Genomic DNA, 1,585 nt, shown 5'->3' on the forward strand with positions numbered 1-1,585 from the left:
TACATTTGATGTTTTGCAGATGGCGCTTCAAAAATAATTTTACGGGTATCTAAATCCTTTAATAATTCCTGTACTAAATTAGATTTCACAGTTCCACATTTTTCATAAATTCCAGATGTACCAGAATCCCGGCCTTCAGTAATCACATATTCACATCCAGCATTTAAGAGGAGCTTCATCTCTTCTTTCCAGTCAGAGATTGGCATTTCATTATTACAATCTTTCGAGCCCACTTCTGCAATTACTCGAAAATCATTCTTTATTTGTGAAATCAGTTTTAATCTCTCACAGAGAGGGATATCCAATGTTCCATTAGAAATCTCAATCCATTCAATTCCTAGTTTACTTAAATAGGTAAGATACTCAGGAATTTTATTTTGGTAATAGCATTTCTCAAATAAGGTCCCGCCACAGTAAGGTTTAATATTAAAATCCTTATAAAGATTTATCTTTTCCTTTAAATTTGGCGTAACATAGGCAGAACCAATACCAATTTTGGCAATATCAATGAGATCGCCATAATCAGACAGAATATTTTTTAACTCTCCTAATGGGGTCCCGAAATCAATAACAGAAGTCAAACCATATGTCCGATTTCCGGTAGTCCTTTCCGGTAATGTTAAAAAATTCATAGGCAAGCGCCTCCTCTATTTTTCTAGGATAGATTATTCAAAAATTGGGTTATTGTGTAAACAATGGGCTATTACACCTAGTAATTAGGCATTTGTCATGCATAAACAACCATCCAGAACAAACAATAATAAAGCTTCAATTTTACAGTTAGGGGTGTACATCCTTGCCAAAGCAGAAACATAAAGGCTTAACGATAGCAGCTATAGGTTCAATCCCGCTTATTTTAGTACTGGGAAACTCCATGCTGATCCCTATCCTACCTAAAATGAAAACAGAACTGAATATAACTCAATTTCAAACAAGCTTAATTATCTCAGTATTTTCGATTGCTGCTGCAGTCTCCATACCAATTTTAGGTTATTTATCCGACCGATTTTCTCGAAAAGCTGTCATCATTCCTGCACTAATTTTATACGGCAGCGGTGGTCTGTTAGCGGGCGCTGCCGCTGCTTGGTTTTCAAGTGCATATACATGGATATTAGCAGGCAGGGTTATGCAGGGAATGGGTGCAGCAGGAACAGCCCCTATCGCAATGGCTTTAGCCGGAGATTTATTTAAGGGCGCTGAACAAAGTAAGGTATTAGGATTAGTGGAAGCATCCAATGGATTCGGAAAAGTTATCAGCCCGATCATCGGGGCGTTATTAGCCCTGCTTTTTTGGTATGCTGCCTTTTTTGCCTTTCCAATCTTTTGCTTCCTTTCTGTTTTATTAACAATCATTTTTATTAAAGAAAAGAAAGCAGAAAAAGAGCCTCCGCCTGTTAAAAAATATGTAAAAGGTCTTGTCTCTGTATTTAAAACAGAGGGACGCTGGCTGTTTGCTGCCTATTTAACAGGAGCATCCTGTTTGTTCACTTTATTTGGTATTTTGTTTTACATTTCTGACATCCTTGAAAAGGACCATCATATTGATGGGTTATTAAAAGGAGCCATTTTAGCGATTCCTCTTTTA

2 protein-coding genes are annotated in these 1,585 nt (G+C 37.0%); one reads left to right on the forward strand and one right to left on the reverse strand.

The features are described from left to right. Positions 1 to 632, reverse strand: a 632-nt coding sequence (locus CVD27_RS22835; protein ID WP_101650747.1) for a phosphosulfolactate synthase, incomplete at its 3' end; no start/stop codon positions are given. Positions 633 to 796: 164 nt separating this feature from the next. Between CVD27_RS22835 and CVD27_RS22840 the strand changes: the two genes are divergently transcribed. Then, positions 797 to 1,585 (forward strand): MFS transporter (locus CVD27_RS22840; RefSeq protein ID WP_142384128.1); only part of this gene is annotated, 789 nt, incomplete at its 3' end.

This window comes from Neobacillus cucumis, from assembly GCF_002860255.1.
Lineage (GTDB): Bacteria > Bacillota > Bacilli > Bacillales > Cytobacillaceae > Neobacillus > Neobacillus cucumis_A.